Origin of the sequence: Modestobacter sp. VKM Ac-2982 (assembly GCF_026967935.1) — a bacterium.
Taxonomy (GTDB): Bacteria; Actinomycetota; Actinomycetes; order Mycobacteriales; family Geodermatophilaceae; genus Modestobacter.
In genome coordinates this window covers 573,695-597,237 of record NZ_JAPVBL010000001.1, presented here as the reverse complement: position 1 = coordinate 597,237, position 23,543 = coordinate 573,695, and the positions used below count along the sequence as shown (strand labels likewise).

Annotated in this window: 30 protein-coding genes; 20 read left to right on the top strand and 10 right to left on the bottom strand. The window is 74.5% G+C overall.

The features are described 5' to 3' along the window. The first annotated feature begins 84 nt into the window (after positions 1-84). Genes dhaK through dhaM form a run of 3 tightly spaced genes read left to right on the top strand, consistent with a single transcriptional unit; the run spans position 85 to position 2,134 of the window. Positions 85-1,086 (top strand): dihydroxyacetone kinase subunit DhaK, encoded by a 1,002-nt coding sequence (gene dhaK, locus O2W20_RS02980; protein ID WP_269170266.1) that lies wholly within the window; start codon positions 85-87, stop codon positions 1,084-1,086. 2 nt (positions 1,087-1,088) lie between these two features. After that, positions 1,089-1,718 (top strand): dihydroxyacetone kinase subunit DhaL, encoded by a 630-nt coding sequence (dhaL, locus tag O2W20_RS02975; RefSeq protein WP_269170265.1) that lies wholly within the window; start codon positions 1,089-1,091, stop codon positions 1,716-1,718. A 2-nt stretch (positions 1,719-1,720) separates the two neighbouring features. Continuing rightward, complete coding sequence (gene dhaM / locus O2W20_RS02970; protein WP_269170264.1) at positions 1,721-2,134, top strand: dihydroxyacetone kinase phosphoryl donor subunit DhaM; 414 nt, start codon at positions 1,721-1,723, stop codon at positions 2,132-2,134. 180 nt (positions 2,135-2,314) lie between these two features. On the opposite strand, the gene O2W20_RS02965 is transcribed toward dhaM, so the two are convergent. The 3 genes from O2W20_RS02965 to O2W20_RS02955 are packed head-to-tail and all read right to left on the bottom strand — an operon-like array spanning position 2,315 to position 4,497. Continuing rightward, the gene (locus tag O2W20_RS02965; protein WP_269170263.1) at positions 2,315-3,343 is read right to left on the bottom strand and encodes a type III polyketide synthase; all 1,029 of its coding nucleotides are present in this window, start codon (positions 3,341-3,343) and stop codon (positions 2,315-2,317) included. Between the two features lie 43 nt (positions 3,344-3,386). Beyond that, positions 3,387-4,133 carry a methyltransferase domain-containing protein gene (locus O2W20_RS02960; protein WP_269170262.1) on the bottom strand — a complete coding sequence of 249 codons (747 nt, stop codon included), beginning with the start codon at positions 4,131-4,133 and terminating at the stop codon, positions 3,387-3,389. Between the two features lie 10 nt (positions 4,134-4,143). Then, the gene (locus O2W20_RS02955) at positions 4,144-4,497 is read right to left on the bottom strand and encodes a DUF3140 domain-containing protein (RefSeq protein ID WP_269170261.1); all 354 of its coding nucleotides are present in this window, start codon (positions 4,495-4,497) and stop codon (positions 4,144-4,146) included. On the opposite strand from O2W20_RS02955, the gene O2W20_RS02950 reads away from it, so the two are divergent. The 13 genes from O2W20_RS02950 (at position 4,496) to O2W20_RS02890 (ending at position 13,210) form a co-directional block, all read left to right on the top strand. After that, positions 4,496-5,047, top strand: coding sequence for a DUF6328 family protein (locus tag O2W20_RS02950; protein WP_269170260.1), 552 nt, complete (start codon positions 4,496-4,498; stop codon positions 5,045-5,047). The two genes, O2W20_RS02955 and O2W20_RS02950, sit on opposite strands and share 2 nt — an antisense overlap. Before the next feature lie 45 nt (positions 5,048-5,092). Further along, positions 5,093-6,016, top strand: coding sequence for a ribokinase (locus tag O2W20_RS02945; RefSeq protein WP_269170259.1), 924 nt, complete (start codon positions 5,093-5,095; stop codon positions 6,014-6,016). Between the two features lie 36 nt (positions 6,017-6,052). After that, positions 6,053-6,217 (top strand): hypothetical protein, encoded by a 165-nt coding sequence (locus tag O2W20_RS02940; protein ID WP_269170258.1) that lies wholly within the window; start codon positions 6,053-6,055, stop codon positions 6,215-6,217. 118 nt (positions 6,218-6,335) lie between these two features. Further along, a complete protein-coding gene (locus O2W20_RS02935) occupies positions 6,336-7,358 on the top strand; it encodes a metal ABC transporter solute-binding protein, Zn/Mn family (RefSeq protein WP_269170257.1) in 1,023 nt (340 codons plus the stop codon). Further along, the gene (locus tag O2W20_RS02930; RefSeq protein ID WP_269170256.1) at positions 7,355-8,152 is read left to right on the top strand and encodes a metal ABC transporter ATP-binding protein; all 798 of its coding nucleotides are present in this window, start codon (positions 7,355-7,357) and stop codon (positions 8,150-8,152) included. Before O2W20_RS02935 ends, O2W20_RS02930 begins: the two co-directional genes overlap by 4 nt. A gap of 3 nt (positions 8,153-8,155) precedes the next feature. Next, positions 8,156-9,037, top strand: coding sequence for a metal ABC transporter permease (locus O2W20_RS02925; RefSeq protein ID WP_269170255.1), 882 nt, complete (start codon positions 8,156-8,158; stop codon positions 9,035-9,037). Between the two features lie 78 nt (positions 9,038-9,115). After that, positions 9,116-9,238, top strand: coding sequence for a hypothetical protein (locus O2W20_RS02920; RefSeq protein ID WP_269170254.1), 123 nt, complete (start codon positions 9,116-9,118; stop codon positions 9,236-9,238). Between the two features lie 169 nt (positions 9,239-9,407). Continuing rightward, positions 9,408-10,037 carry a TetR/AcrR family transcriptional regulator gene (locus O2W20_RS02915; protein WP_269170253.1) on the top strand — a complete coding sequence of 210 codons (630 nt, stop codon included), beginning with the start codon at positions 9,408-9,410 and terminating at the stop codon, positions 10,035-10,037. Positions 10,038-10,097: 60 nt separating this feature from the next. Then, positions 10,098-10,520 (top strand): hypothetical protein, encoded by a 423-nt coding sequence (locus O2W20_RS02910; RefSeq protein ID WP_269170252.1) that lies wholly within the window; start codon positions 10,098-10,100, stop codon positions 10,518-10,520. 45 nt (positions 10,521-10,565) lie between these two features. Further along, positions 10,566-10,736, top strand: a complete 171-nt coding sequence (locus tag O2W20_RS02905; RefSeq protein WP_269170251.1) for a hypothetical protein — start codon at positions 10,566-10,568, stop codon at positions 10,734-10,736. 118 nt (positions 10,737-10,854) lie between these two features. Further along, positions 10,855-12,699, top strand: a complete 1,845-nt coding sequence (locus tag O2W20_RS02900) for an acyl-CoA dehydrogenase (protein ID WP_269170250.1) — start codon at positions 10,855-10,857, stop codon at positions 12,697-12,699. Positions 12,700-12,774: 75 nt separating this feature from the next. Continuing rightward, positions 12,775-13,008 carry a hypothetical protein gene (locus O2W20_RS02895; RefSeq protein WP_269170249.1) on the top strand — a complete coding sequence of 78 codons (234 nt, stop codon included), beginning with the start codon at positions 12,775-12,777 and terminating at the stop codon, positions 13,006-13,008. A gap of 22 nt (positions 13,009-13,030) precedes the next feature. Next, positions 13,031-13,210, top strand: coding sequence for a hypothetical protein (locus tag O2W20_RS02890; RefSeq protein WP_222194542.1), 180 nt, complete (start codon positions 13,031-13,033; stop codon positions 13,208-13,210). 79 nt (positions 13,211-13,289) lie between these two features. On the opposite strand, the gene O2W20_RS02885 is transcribed toward O2W20_RS02890, so the two are convergent. Genes O2W20_RS02885 through O2W20_RS02870 form a run of 4 tightly spaced genes read right to left on the bottom strand, consistent with a single transcriptional unit; the run spans position 13,290 to position 16,946 of the window. Further along, a complete protein-coding gene (locus tag O2W20_RS02885; RefSeq protein WP_269170248.1) occupies positions 13,290-13,895 on the bottom strand; it encodes a response regulator transcription factor in 606 nt (201 codons plus the stop codon). Then, positions 13,892-15,142: a sensor histidine kinase gene (locus tag O2W20_RS02880; RefSeq protein ID WP_269170247.1), complete on the bottom strand. Its 1,251-nt coding sequence runs from the start codon at positions 15,140-15,142 to the stop codon at positions 13,892-13,894. Before O2W20_RS02880 ends, O2W20_RS02885 begins: the two co-directional genes overlap by 4 nt. Positions 15,143-15,153: 11 nt before the next feature. Continuing rightward, positions 15,154-15,972, bottom strand: a complete 819-nt coding sequence (locus O2W20_RS02875) for an ABC transporter permease (RefSeq protein ID WP_269170246.1) — start codon at positions 15,970-15,972, stop codon at positions 15,154-15,156. A 26-nt stretch (positions 15,973-15,998) separates the two neighbouring features. Further along, complete coding sequence (locus tag O2W20_RS02870) at positions 15,999-16,946, bottom strand: ABC transporter ATP-binding protein (RefSeq protein WP_269170245.1); 948 nt, start codon at positions 16,944-16,946, stop codon at positions 15,999-16,001. 178 nt (positions 16,947-17,124) lie between these two features. On the opposite strand from O2W20_RS02870, the gene O2W20_RS02865 reads away from it, so the two are divergent. Further along, positions 17,125-18,042, top strand: a complete 918-nt coding sequence (locus O2W20_RS02865) for a 3-methyladenine DNA glycosylase (protein ID WP_269170244.1) — start codon at positions 17,125-17,127, stop codon at positions 18,040-18,042. Between the two features lie 15 nt (positions 18,043-18,057). On the opposite strand, the gene O2W20_RS02860 is transcribed toward O2W20_RS02865, so the two are convergent. Next, positions 18,058-18,219, bottom strand: a complete 162-nt coding sequence (locus O2W20_RS02860) for a hypothetical protein (protein ID WP_269170243.1) — start codon at positions 18,217-18,219, stop codon at positions 18,058-18,060. 94 nt (positions 18,220-18,313) lie between these two features. Between O2W20_RS02860 and O2W20_RS02855 the strand changes: the two genes are divergently transcribed. Beyond that, positions 18,314-19,153 (top strand): tyrosine-protein phosphatase, encoded by an 840-nt coding sequence (locus tag O2W20_RS02855; RefSeq protein WP_269170242.1) that lies wholly within the window; start codon positions 18,314-18,316, stop codon positions 19,151-19,153. A gap of 207 nt (positions 19,154-19,360) precedes the next feature. On the opposite strand, the gene O2W20_RS02850 is transcribed toward O2W20_RS02855, so the two are convergent. Together O2W20_RS02850 and O2W20_RS02845 are read right to left on the bottom strand one after the other, a co-directional pair. Then, complete coding sequence (locus O2W20_RS02850; protein WP_156119173.1) at positions 19,361-19,516, bottom strand: hypothetical protein; 156 nt, start codon at positions 19,514-19,516, stop codon at positions 19,361-19,363. Positions 19,517-19,794: 278 nt separating this feature from the next. After that, positions 19,795-21,510, bottom strand: coding sequence for a phosphoenolpyruvate--protein phosphotransferase (locus tag O2W20_RS02845; RefSeq protein ID WP_269170241.1), 1,716 nt, complete (start codon positions 21,508-21,510; stop codon positions 19,795-19,797). Between the two features lie 197 nt (positions 21,511-21,707). On the opposite strand from O2W20_RS02845, the gene O2W20_RS02840 reads away from it, so the two are divergent. Beyond that, on the top strand, positions 21,708-22,505 hold the full coding sequence (locus tag O2W20_RS02840; RefSeq protein ID WP_269170240.1) for a DeoR/GlpR family DNA-binding transcription regulator: 798 nt from the start codon (positions 21,708-21,710) through the stop codon (positions 22,503-22,505). Next, a complete protein-coding gene (locus O2W20_RS02835; RefSeq protein ID WP_269170239.1) occupies positions 22,502-23,524 on the top strand; it encodes a 1-phosphofructokinase family hexose kinase in 1,023 nt (340 codons plus the stop codon). The genes O2W20_RS02840 and O2W20_RS02835 overlap by 4 nt, the downstream gene beginning before the upstream one ends. Positions 23,525-23,543 lie beyond the last annotated feature (19 nt).

The following is a 23,543-nucleotide window of genomic DNA, read 5'->3' as shown; positions in this document are numbered from 1 at the left end:
GCGACCATGCGGACCGGGAGGGGTTTGCCCTGAGAGCTGCACCACTCCTACGGTTCGCTGGTCCCCCATGATCAGGAGCCCGCGATGAAGAAGCTCATCAACGACCCGGCAGACGTCGTCGACGACGCCCTGCGCGGCATGGCCGCAGCACACCCGGAGCTGCGGATCGACAGCGAACACCGGGTCGTCTTCCGCGGCGATGCGCCGGTGGCGGGCAAGGTCGGCCTGGTCTCCGGAGGCGGCTCCGGGCACGAGCCCCTGCACGGTGGGTTCGTCGGGCTCGGCATGCTCGACGCCGCCTGCGCCGGTGAGGTGTTCACCTCCCCCGTCCCGGACCAGATGGTCGCGGCGACCCAGGGGGTCGACGCAGGCGCCGGCGTGCTGCACATCGTGAAGAACTACACCGGCGACGTGATGAACTTCGAGATGGCCGCCGAGCTGGTGGCCGCCGAGTCCGGCACCGAGGTGGTCTCCGTCGTCACCGACGACGACGTCGCCGTCCAGGACAGCCTCTACACCGCCGGCCGGCGCGGCGTGGGCGTCACCGTGCTGGTGGAGAAGCTGGCCGGTGCCGCCGCCGAGCAGGGCCGCCCGCTGGCCGAGGTCGCCGAGGTGGCCCGCCGGGTCAACGGGCAGGGCCGCAGCATGGGCATGGCGCTCACCTCCTGCACCGTGCCGTCCGCCGGCAAGCCCACCTTCGACCTGCCCGCGGGGGAGATGGAGCTGGGCGTGGGCATCCACGGCGAGCCGGGTCGCCGCCGGGTACCGGTCGCCCCGGCGCGCGAGGTCGCCGAGATGCTGCTGGAGCCGGTGCTGGCCGACCTGGACTTCACCGGAGGAGACGGGGTGCTCGCCTTCGTCAACGGGATGGGCGGCACGCCGCTGCTCGAGCTCTACGTCGTGTACGCCGAGGTGCAGGCGGCGCTGGCCAAGGCCGGTGTCACCGTGGCCCGCTCGCTGGTCGGCTCCTACATGACCAGCCTGGAGATGGCCGGCTGCTCGATCACCTTGCTCAAGCTCGACGACGAGCTGATCCGGCTCTGGGACGCCCCGGTGCGCACGCCGGCGCTGCGGTGGGGGGTCTGAGCATGGCCACGGTGGAGACCGACGCCCTCGGCGCCTGGGTGCGCGAGTACGCCCGCGCCGTCACCGAGCACCGCGACGAGCTGACCGAGCTGGACTCCGCCATCGGCGACGCCGACCACGGCACGAACATGCACCGCGGGATGACCGCGGCCGTCGCCGCCCTCGACGCCAGCCCGCCGGCCGACGGTGCGGCGCTGTTGAAGACGGTCGCGATGACCATGATCAGCAAGGTGGGCGGCACCAGCGGCCCCCTCTACGGGACGCTCTTCCTGCGGATGTCCGGCGCGCTGGACGACGGCTCACCGGCCGCCTTCGCCGCCGCGTTCCGGGCCGGCGTCGAGGGCGTCGTCGCCCGCGGCAAGGCCGAGCTGCAGGACAAGACGATGGTGGACGCGCTGCTGCCCGCGGCCGACGCCCTCACCGAGGCGATCGGCGCCGGGCAGGAGCTGGACACGGCGCTGCGCGCGGCCGCGGACGCCGCGGCACGGGGGCGCGACTCGGTGACGCCGCTGGTCGCCCGCAAGGGCCGGGCCAGCTACCTGGGCGAGCGGAGCGCGGACCACGTCGACCCGGGGGCCGAGTCGGCGGTGCTGCTGGTCGAGGCCGCCGCGGCGACGCTGGGGAGGAGCTGACCGTGGCCGCCGTGGGCATCGTCGTCGTCTCGCACAGCCGACCGCTGGCCGACGCGGCGGTCGAGCTGGCCCGGCAGATGCTGCCGAACTCGACCCTGGCCATCGAGGTGGCCGCCGGCACCGACGACGGCGGGCTGGGCACCGACGCGGTCGCCGTCTCCACGGCCATCGCCGCCGCCGACACCGGGGACGGCGTGGTCGTGCTGATGGACCTGGGCAGCGCGGTGATGTCGGCCGAGACGGCGCTGGAGCTGCTGGACGACGACGTCCGGGCGCGGGTGGTGCTCAGCGCGGCCCCGCTGGTCGAGGGCCTGGTCGGGGCGGCGGTGGTCGCCGCCGGCGGTGCCGACCGCGACCGGGTCGCCGCCGAGGCGCTGCGCGGCCTGGCGCCCAAGCAAGCTCACCTGGGCGGCTGAGGGCCGGCTCGGCGTCGCCAGCCGGCCGCCGGCGGCCCGCTGCACCGCGGGTTGAGCCGGGTGAGCTGACGTTGAGCCGCGTCGTGGCGCGGCTCAACGTCAGCTCGAGCAGGTTGACCCAGGCTGCGGCCAGCCCAGGTGACGGCCGGCCAGCCCAGGTAGACGGCCGGGGAGTTCGGGTCAGGCCGGGAGCAGCAGGGTGGCGTAGAGGGTCAGGCCCGGACCGAAGGCCATCGCGACCACCGGGCCGTCGACGTCGGCGAGCTCGTCGAGCACCAGCAGCACCGTCGCCGACGAGCAGTTGCCGTGCTCGGCGAGCACCCGTCGTGACGGCGCCATCTGCTCCTCGGTGAGCCCCAGCTCGTCCCGGACGACGTCCAGGATCCGCGGCCCCCCTGGGTGGACCGCCCACCCCGCGACGTCCTCGACGCGCAGGCCCGCCTCGGTCAGAAGCTCCTCGACCACCCCGCCGACGTGCCGGGCGAGCACGTCGGGCACCCGGGGCGACAGCCCCATCCGGAAGCCGAGGTCGGTGACGTCCCAGGTCATGTGGTCGGCGGTGGCGTGGTCGGTGCGGGCGACCATCCCGGCCACCCGCCGGCCCCGCCGCGCGGCGGGCTCGACGACGATCGCGGCCGCGGCGTCGCTGAACAGCGCGTGGGTGACGACCTGCTCCAGGTCGGCGACGGCCGGTTGCACGTGCAGGCTGGTCAGCTCGAGGCACAACAGCACGGCCGGCCGGGAACGTGCCGTGACGAAGTCGCTCACGGCAGCCAGCCCGGGCAGGGCCGCGTAACAGCCCATGTGGCCCACGAGCAGCCGCTGTAACCCGAGGGGCATGCCCAGGTCGCTGGCCAGCCGGATGTCCAGACCCGGGGTGGCGTACCCGGTGCAGGTGGCGACGGCGAACTGCCCGACGTCCCCGGGCGCCAGCCCGGCGGCGTCCAGCGCGGTCGCGACTGCCTGCTTGCCCAGCGGGAGCCCCTCGGTGACGTAGCGCTCCATCCGCGCCCCGGTGCCCCACTGCGACACGTCCTCGTCGACGGGGTTGACCACGGCGTGCCGGCTGCGGACGCCGGCGCCGCGGAACACCCGCTCGGCGGCCCGCAGCCCGGCGTACTTCGCGGAGAAGTACCCGTCCCACACCTCGCCCTGCTGGTAGCTGGGCGGCAGGGCGCGACCCGAACCGGTGACGACTGCGGCGGTCACCAGGCCGTTCCCGGCGCGTTCGGGGACACGGGGCCGCTGACGGTCATGCCCTGACCGTACGTGCGGACCCCGGCGTCCGCTGCTCGGCGACGGGCTCCGGGCGCTTGGTCGCCGAGCCGGCGAAGAGGACGCCGGTCCAGGGCATGGTGCGCATCCGCACGCTGTCCCGGCGTCCCCGCCGCCAGGCGACCAGGTCCCGCACCGAGGGGCGCAGGCCGACCAACCGGAGGTCCAGCCCCAGCCGGTCCGCGGTGGCCAGCAGCGCCCGCCGGTCGACGAACAGCGCCGGGTCGTGGATGCCCGGCGGCGGCCCACCGGGCAGCCGCTCGGCGATCCGGACCGCCACCAGCGGGGCGAGCCGGGAGTCCGCGATCGAGTCGATGACCAGCAGACCACCTGGCTTGAGCAGCCGGGCGCTCTCGGCGAGCACCTGCCCGGGGTCCGCGACGTGCTCGAGGATCTCCCCGGCGGTGACGACGTCGGCGCACCCGTCGGCCAGCGGCACCTCCAGCACCGACCCCCGGACGACGGAGACCGCGTGTCGGCGGGCGACCTCCAGCCCGGCCAGCCCGATGTCGACGCCGACGTGCCGGTACCCCAGCCGCTGCACGTGCGGGGCCATCAGGCCACCACCGCAGGCCAGGTCGACGAGGACGGCCCCGGGTGCCGACGCCGGGGGCACGTGGCCGGCCCGCGACGCGGCGATCCACTGGAGCATCGCGAAGCCGCCGTGCGGGTCCCACCACTGGTCGGCCAGCTGGTCGTACTGCGCCGGGTCGTTGCGCTGCACGCCGGCGACGCTACTTGCCCTTGAGCGGGTCGTGACCCCAGTTCATCAACGACCACCGCCACCTCGACGTCTCGACGTCCTCCTTGGCGGGCTCCTGGGCCAGGTGCCGCTGCACGTAGCCGTGCACCTTGCGCATGTGGGCCAGGTCGTCCTCGGTGAGGTCGGCCTTCTTCGTGCGCAGCAGCTGCACGATCCGCCGGCCGGACTCGTGCCCGGTGGACTCCCCGGCCCCGCCGCTCTTCTGCCCCACCGACTGCGACTCCTCGCTCTCCAGCCACCCCTCCAGCTCCCCGGCGGTCATGTTCACCGCCTCGCCGAACTCACGGCGGGTGCTGTCGGCGTCCTCGGCCTGGCGGTCGGGCATGAGCGTCTCCCCGGGTGTCGATCGGCTGCGCCTGCGGTACCGCAGGCGGGTGGCGGAGAAACGGAGCGAGGCCGAACGGACCGCCCTGGCCCGCGGTGAGACACCCGACGAGGTGCTGGACCGCAACGTCAACGAGGTGCTGCAGGAGATCCGGGTGGCGATCACCGCCGTCCAGGTGCTGTTCGCCTTCCTGCTGACCCTGCCGTTCCAGTCCCGCTTCGCCGACCTGGGCACCTTCGGGACGACGGTCTACGCGGTCACGATGATCAGCACCGCCACGGCCACGGTGGTCCTCATCGCCCCCGTCTCCTTCCACCGGATGCTGTTCCGGCGGCGGCAGAAGGCGGCGATCGTCCGATTCGCCGACCGGTCGCTGGTGGTCGGGCTGACCCTGCTCCTCACCGGCATCACCAGCGCGGTGCTGCTGGTGCTGGACGTGGTGCTCGGGCGGTGGCCGGCGATCACGGTGTGCGCGGCGATCGTCCTCATCGGGCTGACCACCTGGTACGGGTTGCCGCTGCGACAGCGGCGGACGGCGGCGGCCGACTGAGCAGCCTCTCTACGCTGGTGCCGTGGTGACCACCGGGAGCGTGCCGTGTCCGTGACCGTGGTGGGGAGCCTCAACGAGGACGTCGTGGTGACCGTCGACCGGCTGCCCGGCCGCGGGGAGACCGTCATCGGCTCCTCGGTCGCGGTCCTGCCGGGCGGCAAGGGCGCCAACCAGGCCGCCGCCGCCGGCCGGCTGGGCACCGGGGTGCACATGGTCGGCCGGGTCGGCACCGACCCGGCGGCCGGCCGGCAGCTCGCCGCGCTCGCCGATGCACGGGTCAACGTGGGGCGGGTGCACCGCACCGAAGGCGTGCCCACCGGGTCGGCGGTGATCCCGGTCGAGGCCGCCGGCGGGGAGAACCTGATCGTGGTGGTGCCCGGCGCCAACGCCGAGCTGACCCCCGCGGACGTCGACGTGGAGTCGGTGCACCGCGCCGGCGTGCTGCTGCTCCAGCTGGAGACCCCGCTGGACACGGTGCAGGCGGCCGCCGCGGCCACCCGGGGCACCGTCGTCCTCAACCCCGCACCGCCGCAGCCGCTGCCGGCCGACCTGCTGGCCCGGGTCGACGTCCTGGTGCCCAACGAGCACGAGCTGCGCCGGCTGACCGGTGCGCCGTCCGGCGAGCTCTCCCCCGGCGAGCTGGCCGAGCTGGCCCGCGAGCTGGGCGTGCGGTCGGTGGTGGTCACCCTGGGAGCACGGGGCGCACTGGTGGTGCCGGCGGAGGGCCCGGCGCACGTGCAGGGGCCCCCGCCGGTCGAGCCGGTGGACACCACCGGTGCCGGCGACTGCTTCTGCGGTGCGCTGAGCAGCGCCCTGGACCGCGGCGAGACGCTGGCCGATGCCGTCCGCTACGCCGTCACCGCAGCGGCGCTGTCGACGACCGGCGCCGGCGCGCGCGGTGCCCTGCCGGACGACGACGAGGTCCAGGCGCTGCTGTCCCAGACCCCCGCGGCGACGCCCGTCGGCTGATGATTGCGCCCCGGCGGGCGGGGGCACGGGACGGCCATGACCGAGAACACCGGACGCACCCCCCACCCCGCCGAGCCGGCCGAGGGCGACCCCATGGAGGAGCCGCAGGAGACCGGCCGCACGCCGCACCCCGAGCAGCCGGCCGAGGGCGGTGACCCGGCGGCGGGCGTGGACCCGGAGAACCGGGTGACCGGGGCCTGATCCCGCCCGGGGCCGGGGCGGGGTCCGCTGTGGGGGGACCGACATCGACGCAGGGCACGGCTGGGGTGATACTGATTGTGACGACCATTCCCAGTAGCCCCATCAGTGAGGACCCACCGTGCCCCGCCACGCCCTGCTCCGCCGACCGGCGCTCACCGCCCTGGCCGCCACCGCCACGCTGACCCTCGCCGCCTGTGGGGCTTCCGACGCCGGCGCGGGGACCACCACCAGCGCAGCGGACGCGGAGAGCTGCCCCGGCGAGGTGCTCGACGTCGTCGCCTCGGTGAGCCAGTGGGGCTCGATCGTCGAGCAACTGGGCGGGGACTGCACCAACGTCACCACCGTGCTCGCCTCCTCGGCCGTCGACCCGCACGACTACGAGGCGACGGCCGCCGACATCGCCGCGTTCACCGACGCCGAGCTGGTCGTGCTCAACGGCGCCGACTACGACCACTGGGCCGCCGACGCCGTCGCCACCCTCGACCCCGCGCCGGCCGTCGTCGACGCGGCCGAGGTGGTCGGCATCGAGGGCGAGGAGCACGCCGAAGAAGAGGGCGAGCACGCCGAGGAGGAGGGCGAGCACGCCGAGGAGGGGCACGGCCACGGCGGGGTCAACCCGCACCTGTGGTACTCCCCGGAGTACGTCCAGACCGTCGCCGGCGCGGTGACCGAGCAGCTCAGCGAGCTGTCGCCCGACGCCGCCGACCACTTCGCCGAGCAGGCCGAGGCCTGGGAGGCAGACCTGCAGCCCTACCTGGACGAGCTGGAGAGCCTGCAGTCCTCCGCCGCCGGCCGCTCGTACGCCGCCACCGAGAGCGTGTTCCAGTACACCGCCGAGGCCATCGGCCTGACCGACGCGACCCCCGAGGGCTACCGGGACGCCGCCAGCAACGAGACGGACCCGGCGCCCGGCGACGTGGCCGCGTTCGAGGCGGCGCTGACCGACGGCTCGGTCGACGTCCTGGTGTACAACTCCCAGACGGAGGGCAGCGTCCCCGAGCAGCTGCGCGCCGCGGCGGAGACGGCCGGGGTGCCGGTCGTCGAGGTCACCGAGTCGGCGCCGGACGGGGAGCCGTCCTTCGTGTCCTGGCAGCTGGACCAGCTGCAGCAGCTGTCGAACGCACTCGGTGGGGGTCAGTGACAGACGTACCGACGGTCGACCGGCCCGCCGCGCGGCCACCGGCGCTCGTCCTCGACGACGTCTCGGTGGTCCGCGGCGGCCGGCTGGTCTGGTCGCAGGGCACGCTCACCGTGCCCACCGGTGCCGTGGTCGGGGTCATCGGCCCCAACGGCGCCGGGAAGACCACGCTGTTCCAGCTCGTCCTCGGCATGCTGCCGCCGGCCGGCGGGCGGGTCGAGGTGCTCGGCCGCACCCCCAGCCGGGGGGACCGCCGGATCGGCTACGTGCCGCAGAACTACACCGCCGCACTGGGCGAGGCGGTGCGCGCCCGCGACCTGGTCATGCTCGGCCTGACCGGGGGTCGCTTCGGGCTGCGCCGCGCCTCGGCCGCCGAGCGGGCCCGGGTCGACGAGGCGCTCGACCGGGTCGGCGCCGCCGGCTACGCCGACCGGCGGATGTCGGAGCTCTCCGGCGGCCAGCAGCAGCGGGTCGCGATCGCCCAGGCGATCGTCGACGACGCCGAGCTGCTGCTGCTGGACGAGCCGCTGGCCAACCTGGACCTGCGCAACCAGCACGAGGTGGTCACGCTGCTCGGCGAGCTCACCCGCGAGCGCCGGGTCACGGTGATGGTCGTCGCGCACGACCTCAACCCGCTGCTGCCCGTGCTCACCGACGCCGTCTACCTGCTCGACGGGCACCCGCACCACGACCCGATCGACGCCGTCGTCACCGAGGACCTGCTCACCCACCTGTACGGCACCCCGGTCCGGGTGGTGCGCACCGCGCAGGGCGATCTCTTCACCAGGGGCGGTTGAGCCGTGGTCACCTTCCAGGAGAACTGGCTGCAGGTGCTGCAGACCACGTTCATGCAGCACGCCCTGCTCGGCGGTTCGATGGTCGCGCTGGCCGCCGGACTGATGGGCTGGTTCGTCGTCACCCGGCAGAACGCCTTCGCCGCCCACGCACTGGCCCACATCGGCTTCCCCGGCGCGACCGGCGCGATCCTGGTCGGCGCCCCGGTGACGCTGGGCCTGGCGGTGTTCTGCGTCGGTGGCGGGCTGTTGATCGGGCTGTTCGGCAAGCGGGTGGCCGACCGGGAGGTGGCCACCGGCACGATCCTCGCGTTCGCCACCGGCCTCGGCGTGCTGTTCGCCTCGCTGGCCACGGCCAACGCCAGCGCCACCACCACCGTGCTGTTCGGCAACCTGCTGGCCATCTCCACCGATCAGCTGTGGGTCTTCGGCGGGTTCACCCTGCTCGTCGTCGGCGTGCTCGCGGTCATCGCCCGGCCCCTCGTCTTCGCCTCGGTGGACCCGACCGTGGCCGAGGCCCGCGGGGTCCCGGTCCGGGCCCTGGGCGTGGCCTTCGTCGTCCTGCTCGCGCTGACCATCACGATGGCCGTGCAGGTGGTGGGCACGCTGCTGCTGTTCGCGCTGGTGGTGACCCCGGCCGCGGCGGCGCTGCGGATGACCGCCCGGCCCGGGCTGGTGGCCGCGATCGCCGTGGCCATCGCCCTGGGCAGCGTCTGGTCAGGTCTGGTGCTCTCGGCGATGGTGAACCTGCCGCCGAGCTTCTTCGTGACCACCCTCGCCGTCCTGACCTGGGCGGTGACCCTGCTCCTCACCTGGGACCGCGTGCCGCGGGAGACCTCCGCCCCGGTGCTCGACGTCCCACACCTGGTGCCCGACCGCACCAGGTGAGCGAGGTCTCACCACCCGATGGGGGTCGACCTGGGCCGCGACCGTTTTCCGGCCCGCCCGGCAGGGGAGGGTGAGGGCATGTACGTAGACGCCCGCGACGAGCAGCTCGACGACACCACCACCTCCGGCGAGGAGCAGACCCCGCAGCAGGCGGCGGTCGCCCGGATGCTGGCCAACCCCCGGCGCACCCGCCGCGCCTGATCACGCCCGGCCGGCTCCCCACGCGGAGAGTCACCGCGGAGAGTCACAACTGCCTCACGGTCCCCCACCGCCCCGGGGTGCTCCTCCCGCCCCGGAGGTGCTGGTCAGGGGCCCGTACCCCTCGGCGTGCCGTGGACCGCTCCGTCACGGCGTGCTGCACGATCAGACCGTGACCGCCGCAGCCCTCCCCCTCCACGCACCCGAGGACGGCGCCCTGCCGGCCCGCCGCTCCCGCGCGGAACGGCAGGAGATCGTCCTGGACACGGCCGAGCGCCTCTTCTCGGCGCGCAGCTCGCGCAGCGTGGGGATGGACGAGCTCGTCCGCGAGACCGGCCTGGGCAAGATGACGGTCTACCGGCTCTTCAAGAGCAAGGACGACCTGGTCGGTGCCTACCTCTCGCGCAAGGCCGCCACCGTGCTGGCCTACATCGACGCCGCGCTGGACGAGCGCCAGGACGACCCGCGGGCCGCGCTCCTCTCCGTGGTCGACGCCGTCGAGGCCGACGTCACCCGCGTCGGCTTCCGCGGCTGCCCGTTCACCAACGTCAGCAGCGAGTACGACGACCCGCAGCACCCGGCCCGCAGCGCGGCCGCCGACTACAAGTTCGAGCTGCACGCCCGGCTCGAGGGCCTGGCCGACCAGCTCATCCCCGGCGGCGGTGACGACCTCGCCGCCCAGGTGCACCTGATCATCGACGGGATGTACCTCTCCGGCGGCCTGCTCGGCCCCGACGGTCCTGCCTCGCACGGTCGCCAGCTGGCCGAGAAGCTGATCGACGCCGCCATCGCCGCCGCCTGAGGAAGGGCCCCGCTCCAAGGCCGACGGGCAGACCGGCGCCTCCACCCGCACGATGGACCGGTGACCGACCGTTCGCGCCCGGACCTCGACGAGGCCACCGTCGCCGCCCTGGGCAAGCTCTCCGAGTCCCTCGAGACCGTCGAGCAGGCCCGCGGCCTGCTGTACGGCTTCCACCAGCTCACCGGCAAGGCCGACCTGCTCCTGCAGGACGCCGTCGCCGGCCTCCGCGACGCCGGGCACGCCGAGCTGGCCGCCGACCTCGAGCGCGACCTCGTCGGCCGCAACGTGATCGCCGACCGGTGGACCTTCCAGCTCGTCGAGGACTACGACGCGAACTACTGGAGCACCTACCGAGCCTTCGACCAGCGTGCCCGGGACGAGCTCAGCGACGGTGCGCGGCACGTGTTCGAGGCCCGGATGAAGCAGCGCGAGCGGACCGCCGGCCACCCCCGCCACGAGGCCGGGCCGGCCCTGGACGGCTGAGCCGCCCGGCTCGCCGCCGACCGTCCCGCGGTCGAGACTCGGGGCATGACCAGCTCCCCGCAGGACCGGCCGGACGAGCACGGCCAGGCCGAGCACGATGTGGCGCCCCTGGGCGGTGCCGTCTCCCCCACCCCGGGGGACGACGGCGCCGACGGCATGGCCGGCCCGGTGTACCCGCCCCCGGAGACCGAGCCCGACGCCCGCCCGGCGGACTGACCCCGCGGGACGAGGCGCCGCGGGGGTGCTTGCTGTGGTTACCGGTCGGTAATACCGTCTCTTGTTACCCGCGAGTACGACCTGCTCGCGTCCGACCGGCGAGCACGGGAGCACCCCCATGGGCCACTACACGGCGAACCTGCGCGACCTCGAGTTCAACCTGTTCGAGTTCCAGAGCAGCAAGGACAGGTTCGGCACCGGACCGTTCGAGCAGATGGACGCCGAGACCGCCCGCGGGGTGCTGGCCGAGGTCCGGCGGCTCGCCGAGGGCCCGCTCGCCGACTCCTTCACCGACGCCGACCGGAACCCGCCGGTGTTCGACGCGGCCACGCACTCCGTGACGCTGCCCGAGTCGTTCAAGGCGTCGGTCCGGGCGGTCAACGCCGGCGAGTGGTGGCGGCTGGACCTGCCCGACGAGCTCGGCGGCTTCGGCGCACCGTTCAGCCTGCGCTGGGCCGCCTTCGAGATGCTGCTCGGCGCCAACCCGGCGGCGTTCATGTACGGGTCCGGCCCCACGTTCGCAGCGATCCTGCACTCCCTCGGCACCCCGGACCAGCAGCGGCTGGCCGAGCTGATGATCGAGCACCTCTGGGGCGCCACCATGGTGCTCACCGAGCCCGAGGCCGGCTCCGACGTCGGGGCCGGGCGGACGAAGGCGGTGCAGCAGCCCGACGGCTCCTGGCACCTCACCGGGGTGAAGCGGTTCATCACCTCCGCCGAGCACGACCTGAGCGACAACATCGTCCACCTGGTGCTGGCCCGGCCCGAGGGCGCCAAGCCGGGCACCAAGGGGCTGTCGCTCTTCGTCGTCCCCAAGTTCCACGTGGACCTGGCCACCGGCGCGCTCGGCGAGCGCAACGGCGTGTACGTGACCGGCGTGGAGAAGAAGATGGGCCTCAAGGTGTCCACCACCTGCGAGCTGAGCTTCGGTGACGGCCCGGTGCCGGCGCAGGGCTGGCTGGTCGGCGACGTGCACGACGGCATCGCCCAGATGTTCAAGGTGATCGAGTACGCCCGGATGTTCGTCGGCACCAAGGCGATCGCGACTCTCTCCGCCGGCTACCAGGTCGCCCTCGCCTACGCGAAGGACCGCGTCCAGGGAGCCGACCTCACCGCCACGGTCAAGGACGCCCCGCGGGTCACCATCACCCACCACCCCGACGTCCGGCGCTCGCTGATGCTGCAGAAGGCCTACGCCGAGGGCATGCGCGCGCTCTACCTGTACACCGCCACCTTCCGCGACCAGGTGATGGAGGCCGAGGCCGCCGGCACGGCCGGCAGCCCCGAGGCCCTCCTCGCCGCCAAGGTCAACGACCTGCTGCTGCCGATCGTCAAGGGCCACGGCTCCGAGCGGGCCACCCAGCTGCTCACCGCCGAGTCGCTGCAGACGCTCGGCGGCTCGGGCTACCTGCAGGACCACCCGATCGAGCAGTACATCCGGGACGCCAAGATCGACACCCTCTACGAGGGGACCACGGCCATCCAGGGCCAGGACTTCTTCTTCCGCAAGGTCGTCCGGGACGGCGGGGTCGCGCTGACCTGGCTGGCCGAACAGGTCCAGGGGACGATCACGGCCGAGGCCGGCAACGGGCGGCTCAAGGAGGAGCGGGCGCTGCTGGCGACCGCGCTCGGCGACGTCCAGGGCATGCTGACGGCGATGTTCGGCCAGCTCAGCGCGGCGCAGACCGACGTCCGCAAGCTCTACGAGGTCGGCCAGAACACCTCCCGGCTGCTGCTGGCCACCGGCGACCTGATCACCGCCTGGCTGCTCGTCCGCCAGTCCGAGGTCGCGCTGACCGCGCTGGACGGCGAGGTGTCGGAGTCCGACCGGCACTTCTACGAGGGCAAGCTCGCCGCCACCCGGTTCTTCTGTGCCCAGGTGCTGCCCGCGCTGACCAGCGAGCGGTTCATCGTCGAGCACACCGACAACACCCTCATGGACGTCGACGAAGCCGCGTTCTGAGGAAGGACGGCGGTGCATGGCGCCGGGACATCGCGGGCATGGGCGGAGGACGACGTCCACGCGAGGAGACCAGCGATGAGCGACCCCGGCGGCAGCGGCCGCATCCAGCAGGACGTTCCCACGGCTTCCGGGACGGGTGACAACAGCGACCTGGGCACCGGCGCCGAGGACACGAACGAGACCGGCACCCGGGAAGGCGTCCCGTTGACCCGGGACGCCGCCCTGGCGCGGGACGCGGAGAGCGACGACCTCCAGCCGGAACGCACCTCCACCGAGCCCTCGCTGGCGCAGCGCGCCGACCCGTCCTGACCCCCTGATCGAGAGGCACCCCATGACCGAACCCACCAGCAGCGGCTACCACGACTCCCCGGCGACCTCCGACCCCGAGGGCGACCTGGTCGACGGCACCCCCGGGCACGACCGCGGGGACGGGGGCGAGAAGGACACCGTCCTGCTCACCGACGACGCCGCCCAGCGCGAGGACTCCGTCGCCCGCCCCGGCAACGACTGAGGGAACGCCCCCTGCCCCCCCGGCCCCCTTGCAGGGTCCCGCTGCGAGCTTGCGAGCAGTGGGGGGCAAGGGGGCCCTTTCAGATCCAGCCGTGCCGGCGCGCCGTCTCCACGGCGGCGTGCCGGTTCGGCGCTCCGAGCTTGGCCGAGGCCGCCGACAGGTGGTTGCGCACCGTCCCCGGCGACAGGTGGGCCCGGACGGCGATCTCCTCGACGGGTGCGCCCCCGGCGGCCAGCTCCAGGACGTCGGCCTCGCGCGGCGTCAACGGGCTGTCCCCGGCGCTGATCGCCTCGGCGGCCAGCTCCGGGTCGACGTAGCGCCCGCCGCGGTGCACGGTGCGCACGACGTCGCTGAGCACGGCGGCGCTGACCGTCTTCGGCAGGAACCCGCGGACCCCCGCCTCCAGGGCGCGCTTGAGGTGCCCCGGCCGTCCGTGGCCGGTGACGATCACCGACCCGCAGCCGGGCAGCAGCGTGGCGAGCTCGCCGGCCACGCTGATCCCGTCCCGGTCGGGCATCTGCAGGTCCAGGACGGCGACGTCCGGCGTGTGCGCCCGGGCCATCGCCAGCGCCTCGGCGCCCGAGGAGGCCTGGGCGACCACCTCGAGGTCGTCCTCCAGGCCGAGCAGGGCGGCGAAGGCGGAGCGGACCAGGTTCTCGTCGTCGGCGAGCAGCACCCGGATCACGCCGCACCGCCGGTGGGCACCGTGGCGGTGACGGTGAACCGGTCGCCGTCCCGGCCGGCGCGCAGCGTCCCACCGGCGCCGCTCAGCCGCTCCCGGAGGCCGGTGAGCCCGTTCCCCGTGGCCGCCTCGCCGGACACCCCGTCGTTGCTCACGGTCAACCGCACCTCCCCGTTCCCTCGCTCCAGCGCGATCGTGCACTGACCGGCCTCGCTGTGCCGCAGCACGTTGGTGACCGCCTCCAGCACCACCCAGCCCAGCGCAGCCTGCACGGGCTCGGGCAGGGTGCCGGCGCCGTCCTCACCCCGCACCGTGCAGCCCACGCCGGCCGCGCGCAGCACGGAGCGGGCTCCGGCGAGCTCGCCGGTGAGGTCGGTCCGGCGGTAGCCACGGACCACCTCCCGGACCTCCTTCAGCGACTCCTCGGCGAGTCGGCTGATGTCGGCGACCTCGTCGGCCGCCTCCGGGCGGGACCGGCGCACGAGCTCCCCGGCCAGCTGGCTCTTGACCGCGATCGCGGAGAGGTTGCGGCCCATGACGTCGTGCAGGTCGCGGGAGAACCGCAACCTCTCCTCGGCCACCGCCAGCTGCAGCTGCACGCCGCGGGTGCGTTCCATCTCCAGGACCACGTCGAGCACCCAGACCGAGAACCGCCAGGCCAGGACGACGGCACAGACAGTGACGCCCAGGAGGGCGCCCAGCGCGGCCGACGGACCCAGCGGCGCCCCCTCGACGAAGGCGGCGACCCCGCCGCCCAGCACCCCGATCACCGCGGCCGGGGGTACCAGCCGGCGGGTGGCCCAGACCGTCGAGCAGGCGGTGAGCACCATGCCGAGGGGCAGCGCCAGCGCCCACGGCGCCCCCTCGGTGTACTCCCCGTCTCCCGCGCTCGCCCAGAGCCCGGCGGCCCCGGTGGCCAGGGCGGCCGCGAAGGCAGCCGCGACGAGGACCGTCGAGACTCCCCGACCGACCCGGTGTGCCTTCAGTCCGCGTGCGGCCAGCACGACTGCGAGGACGGTGGTGATCGCCGTGCCGACGAGGAAGGCGACGACCGCGGCCCGGGAGACCACCTCCGCCACCGAGCCCAGAACGGCGAAGGTGAACAGCGGCAGCCCGCCGCCGATCCACCCGTAGAACGACCACCGCGTGTACAGGTCGATCCGCTGGGGCGCCGTCCGGCTGCTCCACCAGCGCGAGACGGTCGGCACGGCGGTCATGCTGCCGTACCGGCCGGTCCGCGCACCGTTCACCGGCCCACTGCTCACCGGCGCGGTGCCCACCGGAATCCCCGGGTGGCGGCCACCGTACCGATCACCAGCCAGCCGGCCAGCACAGCCAGCGGCAGCGGCGCGGCCCCCCAGGCGCCCGCGGCGTCCACGCTCTCGCCGTCCCAGGTGACGCCGGCCAGCCCGAGCTGCAGCAGCTCGACCACCGGGGTGACCGGCATCAGCCGGGCCACCAGGGCAACCGGCTCGGGGAAGACGCTGAGCGGGGTGAGCAGGCCGGACAGCGCCGAGGTCACGACGACCAGCGGCAGGGTGGTGACCTGGGCGCTCTCGGCCGAACGGGTGAAGCTGGTGCTCGCCGCCGCGAGCACGGTCATCAGCAGCGCACCGCCGAGCAGCGCGATCACCGGGAGCAGGAACTCGACCGGCGCGCTCCACTCCCCCAGCACCACCACGCCGACGGCGACCAGCGCGACCTGGGCGAGCGTGACCAGCAGGGTGGGGACGGCGGTGCCGACGAGCACCTCCAGCCCGGTCAGCTCCCCGGTGCGCATGCGCTGCAGCACCATCTCCTCGCGTCGAGCGACGAACGTGATCACCAGGTTGTAGTAGGTGACGAAGACCAGGGTCACGCCGACGGCGGCGACCAGCAGCCGCGGCCCCAGGGGCAGCTCGCCGTCGATGCCCAGCGCTGGGACCGCGGCCACCAGCAGCAGTGGCAGCAGGCCCGAGTTGGCCACGGCGGTCCGGTTGCGCAGGAACAACCGCAGCTCGCCGCGGGCCAGGGCGGCGACGCGGCGCAGCCGGGCGGGCGCCGACGGGGTGGACGGAGCGGGGGCGAGGGTGGTGCTCATGGTCGAGGTCCTCTCGGCTGGGTGGGTCACGCGGACGGGGTGTGGGCCTCGGCGGCCACGGCGAGGAAGGCCTGCTCCAGTGAGGCGGCCCGGGCCTCCAGCGCCCGGAGGACGACGTGGTGCTCGGCCGCCCAGGCGAGCAGCTCGGCCAGCACCGGCTGGAGGGCCCGGGTGTGCCACTCGACCCGGGGCCGCTGCGCGACCACCTGCACCCCGGCCACCTGGGGCAGCACGGGCGCGTCCTCGTCGAGGGTGAAGCGGATGGTGGCCGGCTGGGTCTCGGCGATCTCCTCCTTGGTGCCGGAGAGCACGATCTGCCCGGCCCGCAGCACGGCCACCCGGTCGGCCAGCTCCTCGGCCTCCTCCAGGTGGTGGGTGGTGAGCACCACGGCGGCCCCGTCTGCGACCAGGTCGCGGACGAGGCCCCAGACCTGCCGCCGGCTCTCCGGGTCCAGGCCGGTGGTCGGTTCGTCCAGCACCACCACCCGCGGCCGGCCGAGCAGGGCCAGCGCGAGGTCCAGCCGCCGACGCTCGCCGCCGGAGAGGCTGCGCACCCGGACGTCGGCCCGGTGGGCCAACTGCACCTGCGCCAGCGCCTCGGGCACCGGCCGGGGGTCGGTGAGCGTGCCGGCCCAGGTGTGCAGGCTCTCGGCGACGGTGAGGTCGCCGGGCAGGCCGCTGAACTGCAGGAGCACGCCCAGGTGCGGCCGCACCCGGGCCCGGTCGCGCACCGGGTCGGCACCCAGCACCCGGACGCTGCCACCGCCGGGCGGTGCGAGCCCCTCGAGCACCTCCAGCGCCGAGGTCTTGCCGGCCCCGTTGACGCCGAGCAGGGCGAAGACCTCGCCCGGCTGGACCTCGAAGGAGATGCCCCGCACCGCCTCGAAGTCGCCGTAGCTGCGCCGCAGGTCCCGTACCTCGATCGCGGGAGCGGCCTCGACGGGCGCGGACACTGGTGGGGCGCTGGGGTGCACGGTCGACCTCCTCGTGCGCCGCCGGCCGCCGTCGGGCCGGTCTGTCGGACGCACCCCTCACGTTGCCGCCGGACAGCGGCCGGCACAGGTGCCTGGGTGCACGACTTCTCTCCGCCGGTGCACGGCCGGGCGGTGACAGGTGTCAGGGGTCCGTGGTGCGCGCGCCTACCCTGGGCCGGTGCTCCCGCTGTTCTCCCCTGCACCGACGGTGCTGCCGGAGGTGGAGTGGGCGGCCAGGGCGGCGGCCCACCAGCAGCGGATGGACACCTGGCTGGTGCCCCACCAGGAGCGCCGCCGTTCCGGGGTCGCGCACCCGGTGCTGGACTTCCTCTTCACCTACTACTCCGAGACGCCGGGCCGGCTGCGCCGGTGGCACTCCGGGGTCGGCGTCGTCCTGACCGGGGCAGCCGCCGCCGAGCGGCTGGGCTGGCCGTTCTACACCGACGTCGACGCCCTGGACGCCGTCGGGGAGCCGGTGCGCGGGGTCGGGCTCGACGTGCCGGCGTTCCTGGCCAAGCGGCGGTCCTCGGTCGGCTGGGTCGAGGGTCTGCTGCGCGGGACGGCCGGCCGGCCGGGCCAGTTCGGCTGCTTCGGGATGCACGAGTGGGCGATGCTCTACCGGCCCGCCGAGGGCGAGGTGCGGCACGAGCAGCTGCCGCTGCGGCTGGGGCAGGCCGGCACCGACGCCGTCGTCGAGTCGCACCGCGTGCAGTGCAGCCACATCGACGCGTTCCGGTTCTTCACCCGGGCCGGCGCCCCGCGGAACACCCTGACGCCGACCCGGGAGACCCAGCAGCAGCTGGAGCAGCCGGGCTGCCTGCACGCCACGATGGACCTCTACAAGTGGGCCTACAAGCTCAGCCCCGCCGTGCCCGGCGAGCTCCTGGCCGACTGCTTCGCGCTGGCCACCGACGTCCGCGAGCTGGACATGCGCGCCTCGCCCTACGACCTCACCAGCCACGGGTACGCCCCGGTGGCGGTCGAGACGCCGGAGGGCAAGGCCGAGTACGGCGCCGCCCAGCGAGCCTTCGCCGACCGCGGCGCGATGCTGCGGGCGCGGCTGCTGGCCGTCTGCGACGCCCTGCTCGGCGACTGACGGGCCCTCTCGCGGTCAGCCGAGGAACGGGGGCGGGACGTCCTCGGTCGGCGACCCCGCACGTTTCCCGCACCGGCGGCACACCTTCTGCGCCGGGCCGCGCACCTGCTCCTCGACCGGGTGCGCGGACACGTGGGCGTGGAGCCCCAGCCGGCACCGCAGGTCCTTGCTGGCCATGCTGCGACGGTAGGACGGGAGGCTGCGGCAGTCCATGGGGCGGGCCACCGGGAACGGGCTGCCTGCGGGCCGGCGACCCTCTACCGTCGGGGACGTGACTGGCACCCGCACCGACCGCTGGCTGCACCTGGACGGGACGACGAACACCCGTGACCTGGGCGGGCTGCCCACCACCGACGGCGGGACGACGCAGTTCGGTCGGGTGCTGCGCAGCGACAACCTGCAGACCCTCAGCGAGGCCGACGTCTCCGCGCTGATCGAGGAGGTGGGGCTGACCGAGGTCGTCGACCTGCGGACCACCGCCGAGATCCTGCTGGAGGGCCGCAGCCCGCTGCGCGACGTCGAGACGGTCACCCACCGGCACTTCACCCTGCTGCCCGAGCGGGGGATGCGCACGGACGTCTTCGCCGCCGAGGAGAGCGACGAGGAGATCCGGGCGCAGCTGCCGGCCGACTGGGCGGAGTCGCTGCTCCCCCGACAGGTCGCGCCCGGGGACGAGGGCGAGCCGCCCGCCGTCCGGTCCTACCTCGGCTACCTGTCCGACGGCACCGACAACGTGCTGGCCGCGGTCCGGTCACTGGCCGCCGGCGGCCCCGGCGCGGCGGTGGTGCACTGCGCCGCGGGCAAGGACCGGACCGGCGTGGTCTGCGCTCTGGCGCTCGCGGTGGCCGGGGTGACGCCGGAGGCGATCGTCGCCGACTACGCGCAGACCGCCGAGATCATCGACGCACTCGTCGCCAAACTGGCCAGCAGCCCCACCTACGCCGAGGACATGACCCGGCGCGACGTCGCCAGCCACACCCCGCGGGCGGAGTCGATGCGCCGGGTGCTGGAGGTCCTCGACGAGCGCTGGGGCGGCCCGGTCGGCTGGCTGGAGCAGCACGGCTTCGGCGCCGACGAGCAGGCAGCCCTGCGGTCCCGCCTCCGCGACTAGGGGCCCGCCCAGGGCCCGGCGCGGCTCTTGCGCACTCGTGCACGCCCTGGCGGCCGTGCAGCCCCGCGAGAGCATCGACGACGCCGCAAGAGCCTCACCGACCGGCTCGCTGAGCGCCCCACACAGCAGAGGACCCCGGCTCCCATGGGGAGTCCGGGGTCACGGTGCGTGCCTGCGTCCGCCCTCGTCGTCGAGAGCGGGGGGTGTTCAGCGCAGGACGTTGTTGAACTGGCTGCTGTTGGCCAGGGTCAGCAGCTCGTCGCGCATCGCGGGGCTGCTGGTGCGGGCGACGGCGGCATCCACTGCCCGCCGCGTACGCGACGCCTGCCGACGCTGACGCCAGCTGGAGGTCACGCTGCTCATGTCACTGCCTTCTTCCGGGGGTCCTGAGTGGGTGTTACGCCTGTATTAAACCAGGCAAGGCGACATCTATTCCAACGGATCCAAGGCCGTGTCGCTGAAGGTTCCGATGGAATCTTCACCCGAAGGGGGTGCTGGCCATGGATCCTTCACCCGGACGCCACTTGTCCAGCACCGACGGAGTGCAGTCGGTCACCTCTGCTGAGTGAGCGCCCTCACCCGGAGACGACAGCGCCCCGCCGGTCCGTTGCGGACCGACGGGGCGCTGAGCTGGACCCTGATCAGCCGGCGGCGAGCACCTCACGCACCGCGGCGCGCGCGGACTGCGGGTCGGCCGCGGCGAGGGCGGCCTCGGCTGCCCGCTGACACGTCGCCAGGTCCACCGTCGCCAGCCGTGCCCCCACCCCGGCCACCGACGAGGCGGCACAGGACAGCGAGGTGATCCCCATGCCCACCAGCACGCACGCCAGCATCGGGTCGGCGGCCGCCTCGCCGCAGACACCCACGGGCTTCCCGGTGCGCTGACCGGCAGCCGCGGTCGCCTGCACCAGCGCGAGCAGCGCGGGCTGCCACGGGTCGGTCAGGTCGGCCAGGTCGGCGGAGAGCCGGTCGGCGGCGAGCGTGTACTGCGACAGGTCGTTGGTGCCGATCGACAGGAAGTCCAGGTGCTCCAGGAACCGGTCGGCGAGCACGGCGACCGAGGGCACCTCCACCATGACGCCCGGCACCATGCCCCGCTCCCGCACCTGGGCGGCGAACTCCGCCGCCTCGGCCACGGTGGCCACCATCGGGGCCATCACCCACGGCTCGGCGCCGGTGCGGCTCGCCGCCTGGGCGACCGCGTCCAGCTGGTGGGTGAGCAGGCCGGGGTCGCGGCGGGCGGTGCGCAGCCCTCGGACGCCGAGGGCCGGGTTGGCCTCGTTCGGCGGCGTGGCGAACGGCAGCGGCTTGTCCGAGCCGGCGTCCAGCGTGCGGAGCACCACCTTCCCGCCAGGGAAGGCCTCGAGGACGCCTGCGTAGATCTCCGCCTGCTCCTCGACCGTCGGCTCCTCGGTGCGGCCGAAGAAGGCGAGCTCGGTGCGGAGCAGGCCGACCCCCTCGGCGTGTGCCGCCGCAGCGGCCCGCGCCCCGGCGCCGTCCTGCACGTTGGCCAGCACCTGGACGAGGTGTCCGTCGCGGGTCGTGCCCGGGCCCCGGTACCCGGCGAGCGCCGCAGCGGCCTCCTGGGCGGCGGCGACCCGGGTCCGGGCCTCCTCCGGGTCGGGGTCGACGGTGACGGTGCCCTGCTCGCCGTCGACGAGCACGAACGACCCCTCGGGGACGTCGGAGAGCCCGCCGACGCCCACCACGCACGGCAGGCCGAGCTGGCGGGCGATGATCGCGGTGTGGCTCGTGGCGCCGCCCAGCCGGGTGGCCAGCGCGATGATCCGGGCGGGGTCCAGGCCGGCGGTGTCGGCCGGGGCGAGGTCGTCGGCCAGCAGCACCGACGGCGTCTCCGGCGCGGGGACCCCCGGCTCCCCCTGGCCGGTCAGCTCGGCGACGATCCGGTCCCGGACGTCGCGGACGTCGGTGGCCCGCTCGGCCATCACGCCGCCCAGGCTGACGAACAGGTCGACGAACTGGGCTGCGGCGCCCACCGTGGCGGCCTCGGCGGAGGAGCCGTCGCCGATGCGCTGCTCCACGGCCGACAGCAGCCCCCGGTCGCGGGCGAGCTGGGCCGTGGTGTTCAGCACCTCGGCGCTCACCCCGGTCGCCGCCGAAGCCCGGGAGGCCAGCCGCGCGGCCACCGCGTCGGCCGCCGTGGTGAACCGTTCCTTCTCGGCTCCGCGCTGCTGCTCCGGGACGACCGGACCCTCGGCGGGCGGCAGCTGGACGGACCCGACCGGACGCACGACCGGGCCGGCGGCCACGCCGGGGACCACCGGCGTCCCGGTGAAGACGGCCGGCCCCGTCAGGGCGTCCGGGGAGATCCGGGTTCCGGTCGGCGTGGTGGACATCGGGACCTCACTGTCTGCTCGCGCCGGGCGGGGTGCCTACCGCCGGCGAGCTCCGTCGTAGATGACTGGGGTGGCGACGCAACGACAATGGTGCATCCGGTGACCAGAGTCACCGCGGAGCCTTGACTTGTCAACTGAACCCACGTAGAACAACATGAAAGCAACGTCATAGCCACACGATCGGGCATCGATCGTTCGTGGCGACGGATCATCAGCCGGGGGTGGGCATGTACGCGGAGGAGCGTCAGCAGGCGATCGCCGGCCTGGTGACCCAGCGCGGCCGGGTCGCGGTGACCGCCGTCGCCGAGCACTTCGGGGTGACCACGGAGACGGTCCGCCGCGACCTGGCCCTCCTCGAGCGCGCCGGGATGCTCCGCCGGGTGCACGGCGGCGCCGTGCCGATCGGGACGCTGACGGCGGTGGAGCCCGCCCTCGGGGTGCGACGCGGCACCCGCACCGAGGCCAAGCGCCGGATCGCGACCGCGGCGCTGGCACTGCTCCCGCCCGCCAACGGCAGTCTCATCCTGGACGGCGGCAGCTCGACGGCAGCCCTGGCCGAGCTGCTGCCCGGCGACCGCTCGCTGGTCGCCGCCACCAACTCGGTGCCGATCGCCGCCCGGCTCTCCGGTTCCCCCGGCATCACCCTGCACGTGCTCGGCGGGCGGGTCCGCGGGATCACCCAGTCCGCGGTCGGCGAGTCCACCGTCGCCGCGCTCACCGACCTGCGGGCCGACATCGTCTTCCTGGGCACCAACGGGATCAGCGCGGGGTACGGCTTCTCCACCCCCGACGATGCCGAGGCCACGGTCAAGCGCGCGATGGCGCGCGCCGGGCAGCGGGTCGTGGTGCTCGGCGACAGCAGCAAGCTGGGCCGCGAGCACCTCGTGCGTTTCGCGGCCATCGAGGACGTCGACGTCCTGGTCACCGATGACGAGGCCGACCCGGCCGTCGTCGCCGAGCTCGAGTCACAGGGGATCGAGGTGCTCGTCGCATGAGGACGGATTCCGCACCGGCTGGACGGGTGGTCACGCTGACCGCCAACCCGAGCCTGGACCGGACACTGGACCTGCCCGGCCCGCTGGACCGCGGGGCGGTGACCCGGCTGGGCGCCAGCCACACCGAACCCGGCGGCAAGGGCGTCAACGTCTCCCGCGCCGTGGCCGCGGCCGGGGCCGAGGTCGTCTCGGTGCTCCCGGCCGCCGACGACGACCTGATCGTGCGGACCCTGCGGGAGCTCGGCCTGACCCTGGCGAGCGTGCCCATCGACAGCCCGGTGCGCACGAACTACACCCTCACCGAGCCCGACGGGACGACCACCAAGCTCAACGAGCCCGGCGCCCGGCTGGACGAGCCGGCGCTCGAGGCGCTGCAGCGTGCCCTGCTCGACCACGCCCGCACCGCCGACTGGGTCGTGCTGTCGGGCTCGCTGCCCCCGGGGGCGCCCCGCGACTGGTACGCCACCCTGGTCCGCGCGCTCCGCAGCACGGGCGCCCGGATCGCCGTCGACACCTCCGAGGACCCACTGCTGGCCCTGCTGGCCGCCGGCCCGGACTCGGTCCCCGACCTGCTCAAGCCCAACACCGAGGAGCTGGCCCAGCTGGCCGGCCTGCCCGAGGAGGCGGTGACCAGCGACCCCGAGGCCGCGCTGGCCGCGGTCGCCGCCCTCCACCGGCGGGGCGTGGCCGAGGTGCTGCTGACCCTCGGTGCCGACGGTGCACTGCTCTCCACCGCCGACGGGGGGCTCTGGTCGGCCCGCCCGCCGCGGGTCACCGTCCGCAGCACGGTCGGCGCCGGCGACTGCAGCCTCGCCGGGTACCTGCTGGCCGACCTCGCCGGTGCCGCACCGGCCGACCGGCTGCGGTCGGCGGTGGCCTACGGCGCCGCCAGCGCCGCGCTGCCCGGCTCCGCCGTGCCGACGCCCGCCCAGGTCGACCCCGCCGGGGTCACCGTCACCGCCGGACTGCCCGGTCACCCGACTCCCGCCGAGGCCGCCCCGGCCGCCGGCGCCCGCTGAGAACACCCGGGAGACGCAC

Coding starts and splice junctions, on each gene's coding strand:
- dhaK (WP_269170266.1), top strand. CDS start 85: ATGAAGAAGCTCATCAACGACCCGGCAGACGTCGTCGACGACGCCCTG.
- dhaL (WP_269170265.1), top strand. CDS start 1,089: ATGGCCACGGTGGAGACCGACGCCCTCGGCGCCTGGGTGCGCGAGTAC.
- O2W20_RS02950 (WP_269170260.1), top strand. CDS start 4,496: ATGAGCGTCTCCCCGGGTGTCGATCGGCTGCGCCTGCGGTACCGCAGG.
- O2W20_RS02955 (WP_269170261.1), bottom strand. CDS start 4,497: ATGCCCGACCGCCAGGCCGAGGACGCCGACAGCACCCGCCGTGAGTTC.
- O2W20_RS02940 (WP_269170258.1), top strand. CDS start 6,053: ATGACCGAGAACACCGGACGCACCCCCCACCCCGCCGAGCCGGCCGAG.
- O2W20_RS02920 (WP_269170254.1), top strand. CDS start 9,116: ATGTACGTAGACGCCCGCGACGAGCAGCTCGACGACACCACCACCTCC.
- O2W20_RS02905 (WP_269170251.1), top strand. CDS start 10,566: ATGACCAGCTCCCCGCAGGACCGGCCGGACGAGCACGGCCAGGCCGAG.
- O2W20_RS02900 (WP_269170250.1), top strand. CDS start 10,855: ATGGGCCACTACACGGCGAACCTGCGCGACCTCGAGTTCAACCTGTTC.
- O2W20_RS02895 (WP_269170249.1), top strand. CDS start 12,775: ATGAGCGACCCCGGCGGCAGCGGCCGCATCCAGCAGGACGTTCCCACG.
- O2W20_RS02890 (WP_222194542.1), top strand. CDS start 13,031: ATGACCGAACCCACCAGCAGCGGCTACCACGACTCCCCGGCGACCTCC.
- O2W20_RS02875 (WP_269170246.1), bottom strand. CDS start 15,972: ATGAGCACCACCCTCGCCCCCGCTCCGTCCACCCCGTCGGCGCCCGCC.
- O2W20_RS02860 (WP_269170243.1), bottom strand. CDS start 18,219: ATGGCCAGCAAGGACCTGCGGTGCCGGCTGGGGCTCCACGCCCACGTG.
- O2W20_RS02850 (WP_156119173.1), bottom strand. CDS start 19,516: ATGAGCAGCGTGACCTCCAGCTGGCGTCAGCGTCGGCAGGCGTCGCGT.
- O2W20_RS02845 (WP_269170241.1), bottom strand. CDS start 21,510: ATGTCCACCACGCCGACCGGAACCCGGATCTCCCCGGACGCCCTGACG.
- O2W20_RS02835 (WP_269170239.1), top strand. CDS start 22,502: ATGAGGACGGATTCCGCACCGGCTGGACGGGTGGTCACGCTGACCGCC.